This is a genomic window from Idiomarina ramblicola (genome assembly GCF_003987255.1).
Lineage (GTDB): Bacteria > Pseudomonadota > Gammaproteobacteria > Enterobacterales > Alteromonadaceae > Idiomarina > Idiomarina ramblicola.
In genome coordinates this window covers 249,985-256,329 of sequence record NZ_PIQC01000005.1, presented here as the reverse complement: position 1 = coordinate 256,329, position 6,345 = coordinate 249,985, and the positions used below count along the sequence as shown (strand labels likewise).

General features: G+C 44.7%; 5 protein-coding genes. All 5 read left to right on the top strand.

Going from position 1 to position 6,345, the window contains the following annotated elements:
• Positions 1-128 precede the first annotated feature (128 nt).
• The 5 genes from CWI78_RS08610 to lon all read left to right on the top strand — a co-directional run bounded on the left by CWI78_RS08610 (position 129) and on the right by lon (position 6,306).
• Positions 129-356, top strand: a complete 228-nt coding sequence (locus CWI78_RS08610; protein WP_126782173.1) for a hypothetical protein — start codon at positions 129-131, stop codon at positions 354-356.
• Positions 357-537: 181 nt separating this feature from the next.
• Complete coding sequence (gene tig, locus CWI78_RS08605; RefSeq protein ID WP_126782171.1) at positions 538-1,839, top strand: trigger factor; 1,302 nt, start codon at positions 538-540, stop codon at positions 1,837-1,839.
• A 99-nt stretch (positions 1,840-1,938) separates the two neighbouring features.
• Entirely contained in the window at positions 1,939-2,559 is a 621-nt protein-coding gene (gene clpP / locus CWI78_RS08600; RefSeq protein ID WP_126782169.1) for an ATP-dependent Clp endopeptidase proteolytic subunit ClpP, read from the top strand.
• 28 nt (positions 2,560-2,587) lie between these two features.
• On the top strand, positions 2,588-3,859 hold the full coding sequence (clpX, locus tag CWI78_RS08595; protein ID WP_126782167.1) for an ATP-dependent protease ATP-binding subunit ClpX: 1,272 nt from the start codon (positions 2,588-2,590) through the stop codon (positions 3,857-3,859).
• A gap of 122 nt (positions 3,860-3,981) precedes the next feature.
• A complete protein-coding gene (gene lon, locus CWI78_RS08590; RefSeq protein WP_126782165.1) occupies positions 3,982-6,306 on the top strand; it encodes an endopeptidase La in 2,325 nt (774 codons plus the stop codon).
• Positions 6,307-6,345: the final 39 nt, after the last annotated feature.

Below are 6,345 nucleotides of genomic sequence, written 5' to 3'. Positions count from 1 at the left end.
CGCAGGTTCAAATCCTGCATCGCCGACCATTACACTCTTTATCCTTTTTCTTTTAAGCCACTACTGCTACATTTAACTTATAAATAATTCAATAATTTTATTGTTAATCCTTGGCTGGAGCTATTGTTATGGACTTTAAGAAAAGTTTAAGGAATCCCGCTGAAGCGTTCGCGTCTCCACAAGACGTGGTGAATGATGCTGAGCTCACAACAGAGCAAAAAATCGAAGTGCTGACGCAGTGGCGTTATGATGAGCTTGAAACTGAAGTCGCCGATCAAGAAAATATGGCTGGAGATAAGCCGGATAAGTTGGGTGAAATCAATAATCTATTGCTTGAGCTTAAAGACAAATCTTAATTATTTTCCTCATCGATTAAAGAGTCGCTTAAAAATTGCCGCTTGGGGGCTCGACTCCGGGCGGTCACCTCGCTATAATGCTGCGTCATTTTTAAAGGTCAACGCCGTTGCCGTATCCTAATTTTATAATGATAAGTTGATACGAGTAACATTCATTGATTGAAACCGAGGTAATGAAGCAATGCAGGTTTCTGTAGAGACAACTCAAGGTTTAGAACGTCGTGTGACTGTAACAGTCCCGGCAGACGCAATTGATAGCGAAGTTAAACGCTTATTAAAAGAAGAATATCGCCATCGTCGTGTGAATGGTTTCCGTAAAGGGAAAATTCCACCAAACGTCCTGCAAAAGCTGTTTGGTCGCGAAGCTCGCTCACGTGCAGCTTCAAGTGTCATGCAAAGTAAATACTTTGAAGCGGTGATGCAGGAAAAATTGAACCCTGCTGGTGCGCCTGCAATTGAACCTAAAGTCAATGAGCCAGGTAAAGATCTTGAGTTCACTGCAACGTTTGAAGTGTATCCAGAAGTTGAAGTTCAAAATCTGGAAAAAGTAAAAGTAGAAAAGCCCGCTGTTGAAGTCACAGAGAAAGATGTCGACAACATGCTTGAAACTTTGCAGAAGCAACACGCTGACTGGAAAGAAGTTAAACGTAAGTCCAAGAAAGGCGATAAGGTCACGATGGACTTTGTTGGCTCTATCGACGGTGAAGAATTTGAAGGCGGTAAGGCCGAAGATTTCGCATTGGAATTAGGCGAAGGTCGCATGATTCCAGGCTTTGAAGATCAAATTAAAGGTATTAAAGCCGGTGAAGAAAAGACGATTGAAGTCACTTTCCCAGAAGACTACCACGCTGAAAACCTGAAAGGTAAAGAAGCGCAGTTCGTTGTTACGGCTAAGAAGGTTGAAGCACGCGACTTGCCTGAATTAGACGATGAGTTTGTGGCGTTGTTTGGTGTAAAAGAAGGCGGTGTTGAAGCGTTGAAAGAAGAAGTTCGCAAGAACATGGAACGCGAACTGAAAAATGCCGTGAAAGCAAAAGTTAAAGAACAAGTGCTTAAAGGCATTGTTGAAAACAACGATGTTGAACTGCCTAAATCAATGATTGACCAAGAAATTGATCAACTGCGTAAGCAAGCTGCTCAACGTTTTGGTGGTAATGCCGAGCAAATGCCTGACTTACCGGCTGAGCTATTCGAAGAACAAGCGAAAGAGCGTGTTAAAGTTGGTTTGTTACTCGGTGAAGTGATTCGTGGCAACGAGCTTAAAGCTGATGATAAAAAAGTAGATGAAATCATTGCAACAGCCGCTTCTGCTTACGAAGACCCGCAGGAAGTTGTTGAGTATTACAAATCAAACAACGATATGATGCAGCAAGTTCGTAACTTAGCGTTAGAAGAGCAAGCAATCGAATTCGTGTTGGAAAAAGCTTCAGTTAAAGAGAAAAAAGCAAGCTTTGACGACATCATGAATCCGAAGCAGCAGTAATCTCGTGTAACGGAATCCTTGACGGGTCCCGCTACAGCTTGGTTTAATGGCTCGTATGACCTCATACGAGCCATTTTTATTTCAGGAGCTTTATAACACATGTCGAGCGATATTCAGGATCCAATGGCACAGCTAGTCCCTATGGTTGTCGAACAGACGTCAAAAGGGGAGCGCTCTTACGACATTTATTCACGCCTGTTAAAAGAGCGTGTTATTTTTTGCTGTGGTCAGGTTGAAGATCATATGGCCAACCTTATTGTGGCGCAGCTATTGTTTTTAGAATCAGATAATCCTGATAAAGACATCTACTTATACATTAACTCGCCTGGTGGTGTCGTTACGGCCGGTATGGCTATTTACGATACCATGCGCTTTATTAAACCGGACGTGAGTACCGTGTGTATGGGGCAAGCCGCTAGTATGGGCGCGTTCTTATTAGCTGGTGGTGCGCAGGGGAAACGTTATTGCCTACCTAACTCCCGGGTCATGATTCATCAGCCATTAGGTGGATTTCAGGGACAAGCATCAGATTTCGAAATCCATGCGAAGCAAATTTTGGATCTGAAAGAGCGTTTAAACCGTATGTTATCTGAGAACACAGGCCAAGATTATGAGAAAGTGGCTAGAGACACCGATCGCGACCACTTTTTGACGGCAGAAGAGTCAATCAATTATGGCCTGGTTGATGGTATTTTAAGCCAGCGTGGCGAAGAGTCCTGAGTTGGCACTTAGTAGTTAGGAGATAAGCATGACGGATCAGTCCAAAGGTGACGGCGATAAGCCGCTATATTGCACTTTTTGTGGCAAAAGTCAGCACGAAGTTAAGAAGCTCATTGCCGGGCCGTCCGTATTCATCTGTGATGAATGCGTGGAGCTTTGTAATGACATTCTGAAAGAAGAAATTCACCAACTCTCCCCGGTGCCGGATCAGGATGAACTGCCTGTACCCAAAGCTATCCGTAAGCACTTAGACGACTACGTTATTGGTCAGGACCGAGCGAAAAAGGTGTTGTCAGTAGCGGTTTATAATCACTACAAACGTTTACGCGCCTCAGGCAAAGAAGAAGTTGAGTTGGGTAAAAGTAATATATTGCTGATTGGTCCTACGGGCTCAGGAAAGACTTTTCTTGCTGAGACTATGGCTCGTTACCTGGATGTGCCTTTCACTATGGCGGATGCGACAACATTGACCGAAGCTGGTTATGTTGGTGAAGACGTTGAGAATATTATTCAAAAGCTTCTGCAAAAGTGCGATTACGACGTTGAAAAAGCGGAGCGTGGCATTGTCTATATCGATGAGATAGACAAAATTTCACGCAAGTCAGAGAATCCGTCAATCACTCGAGACGTTAGTGGTGAAGGCGTGCAGCAGGCCTTGTTGAAACTGATTGAAGGGACGGTTGCCTCTGTACCGCCACAAGGTGGTCGCAAACATCCTCAACAAGAGTTTTTGCAAGTCGACACATCAAAAATTCTGTTTATTTGTGGTGGTGCTTTTGCCGGCTTGAATAAAGTTATTGAGCAACGCTTGTCCACCGGAACCGGTATTGGTTTTGGTGCTGAAGTGAAAAGTAAGACGCAAAGTGAAGAGGGCGCTATTATTGCCAAAGTAGAACCAGAAGACTTGGTTCGCTATGGGTTGATCCCTGAGTTTATTGGTCGCTTACCCGTTGTGGCAACTCTGGATGAACTGGATGAAGAAGCCCTTGTTGAAATTTTGCGTGAGCCTAAAAATGCGTTAACGAAACAATACTCAGCGTTATTTGAAATGGAAGACGTTGAGCTTGAGTTTCGTGAGGATGCATTAAGAGCCATCGCTAAAAAGGCAATGATTCGTAAAACCGGAGCTCGCGGTTTGCGTTCAATTGTTGAAGGCGTTTTACTTGGAACAATGTACGAGTTACCGTCTGTAGAAGGTGTCGTTAAGGTAGTGGTTGATGAGTCTGTGATTGCAGGTGAATCTGATCCTATTTTGATTTACGCCAACCAACAGAAGAACAAGCAGGCTTCGGGGGAATAATCCGAAACTGTATTAAAAGCGTTCAAAAAAAGGGCCGGAATGGCCCTTTTTTTCTGTCAGGGATTGAACTTTCAGGTAAAGACCGCATATAACAAAGTAAACCTAGGTCGGGAGAGAATTTAATGAGCGAAGAACGCACCGAACAATTAACGATGCCTGTTCTGCCGTTACGAGATGTAGTGGTTTACCCGCATATGGTGATTCCGCTATTTGTCGGTCGGGAAAAATCGATTCGATGTTTACAAGCTGCGATGGACGAAGATAAACAAGTCTTTCTCGCGGCGCAAAAAGACGCTTCAATAGACGAACCTACCAATGAGGATATTTACCAGGTGGGTACTGTTGCTACAGTACTGCAACTGCTGAAATTACCCGATGGTACGGTAAAAGTTCTGGTTGAAGGTAAGCAGCGAGCGCAACTGGACGAGTTGCAGGATAACGAAGAGTACTTTAAAGCCAGTATTCATTATCTGGCCGCTGAAGAGCTACCTGAAAAAGAGGAAGAAGTGCTTATCCGTTCGGCACTGAACCAGTTTGAAGGTTATGTGAAGCTGAACAAAAAGATACCACCGGAAGTACTGACGTCGTTATCTGGTATTGAGGATGGTGATCGCTTAGCGGACACTATGGCCGCTCACATGCCTCTAAAGCTTGCAGAAAAGCAGACCATTCTTGAAATTACCGACGTGCGTGATCGTATAGAACACCTGATGGCGTTAATGGAAGGCGAGATTGATATCCTGCAGGTAGAAAAACGTATTCGCAGCCGTGTTAAAAAGCAAATGGAAAAAAGCCAGCGCGAGTATTATTTGAATGAGCAAATGAAAGCCATTCAAAAAGAGCTGGGTGAAACCGAAGACGGCGTCGATGAATTTGAGCAACTGCAGAAAAAAATTGATGATGCTCAGATGCCGGCTGAAGCTAAGAAGAAGACAGAAGCTGAATTGCAAAAGCTGAAAATGATGTCGCCGATGTCGGCAGAGGCAACGGTTGTCAGGGGGTATATTGACTGGATGGTGTCGGTTCCCTGGAAAAAGCGGTCGCGTATAAAGAAAGATTTGGCTCATGCAGAGAAGGTACTGGACGCTGACCATTATGGTTTAGAGAAAGTAAAAGAACGCATTATTGAATACTTGGCGGTGCAACAGCGAACCACCAAAGTGAAGGGTGCAATTCTTTGTTTAGTTGGCCCGCCAGGCGTTGGTAAAACGTCTCTCGGGCAGTCAATAGCAAAAGCGACCGGCCGCCAGTACGTTCGCATGGCTCTTGGTGGCGTACGCGACGAAGCTGAGATAAGAGGGCATCGTCGCACTTATATTGGCTCAATGCCGGGTAAGTTGATTCAAAAAATGTCGAAGGTTGGTGTCCGCAATCCACTGTTTTTATTGGATGAAATCGACAAGATGTCGGCAGACATGCGTGGTGACCCTGCTTCAGCGTTGCTAGAGGTGTTGGATCCCGAACAAAACGTTAATTTCAACGATCATTATCTTGAAGTGGATTACGATCTGTCCGATGTGATGTTTGTGGCGACATCCAACAGTATGAACATTCCTGCGCCTTTATTAGACCGTATGGAGGTGATTCGCTTATCGGGTTACACCGAAGAAGAGAAGTTAAATATTGCTAAGCGGCACCTGTTAACTAAGCAAATTGGGCGCAACGGTTTAAAAGAGAAAGAAATTACGGTTCAGGACAGCGCAATTATTGGCATTATCCGGTACTACACGCGCGAAGCGGGTGTGCGTAACCTGGAACGTGAATTGTCGCGTCTGTGTCGCAAAGCGGTGAAGGAAATCTTGCTGGATAAATCCATTAAGCACGTTGAGATTAATGGTGACAATCTTAGCGACTATTTAGGTGTGCAACGCTTTGATTACGGTAAAGCTGAAGAGGCGAATCAAGTTGGACAGGTTACTGGACTGGCCTGGACTGAAGTCGGTGGCGATCTACTCACCATTGAGGCAACGAATGTTGCAGGTAAAGGTAAGACAACCACGACTGGGTCCTTAGGCGATGTTATGCAGGAGTCGATTCAGACGGCCCTGACCGTAGTTCGTAGCCGTGCCGATAAGCTCGGTATTGCCGATGATTTTCATGAGAAACGCGATATTCATGTTCACGTACCTGAAGGGGCTACGCCAAAAGATGGCCCTAGTGCTGGTATTGCTATGGTGACAGCTATGGTGTCCTCTTTAACCGGTAAGCCAGTGCGTTCCGATGTAGCAATGACAGGTGAAATAACCTTGCGCGGTGAAGTTCTGGCTATTGGTGGCTTAAAAGAGAAGCTTTTGGCGGCGCATCGGGGCGGAATTAAGCACGTGTTAATTCCTAAAGAGAATGAGCGCGACTTAAAAGAAATAGCGGATAACGTAAAAGAAGACTTAGTGATCCAACCCGTAAAATGGATTGATGAAGTATTGGATGTTGCCTTGGTTAAAGAATAACCAGTCGCTTAATACTAAAGTCATATTTGGACGCTAGAA

What these genes read in the sequence shown, in the direction of transcription:
- CWI78_RS08610 (WP_126782173.1), top strand. Translation starts at nt 129, where the DNA reads ATGGACTTTAAGAAAAGTTTAAGGAATCCCGCTGAAGCGTTCGCGTCT.
- tig (WP_126782171.1), top strand. Translation starts at nt 538, where the DNA reads ATGCAGGTTTCTGTAGAGACAACTCAAGGTTTAGAACGTCGTGTGACT.
- clpP (WP_126782169.1), top strand. Translation starts at nt 1,939, where the DNA reads ATGTCGAGCGATATTCAGGATCCAATGGCACAGCTAGTCCCTATGGTT.
- clpX (WP_126782167.1), top strand. Translation starts at nt 2,588, where the DNA reads ATGACGGATCAGTCCAAAGGTGACGGCGATAAGCCGCTATATTGCACT.
- lon (WP_126782165.1), top strand. Translation starts at nt 3,982, where the DNA reads ATGAGCGAAGAACGCACCGAACAATTAACGATGCCTGTTCTGCCGTTA.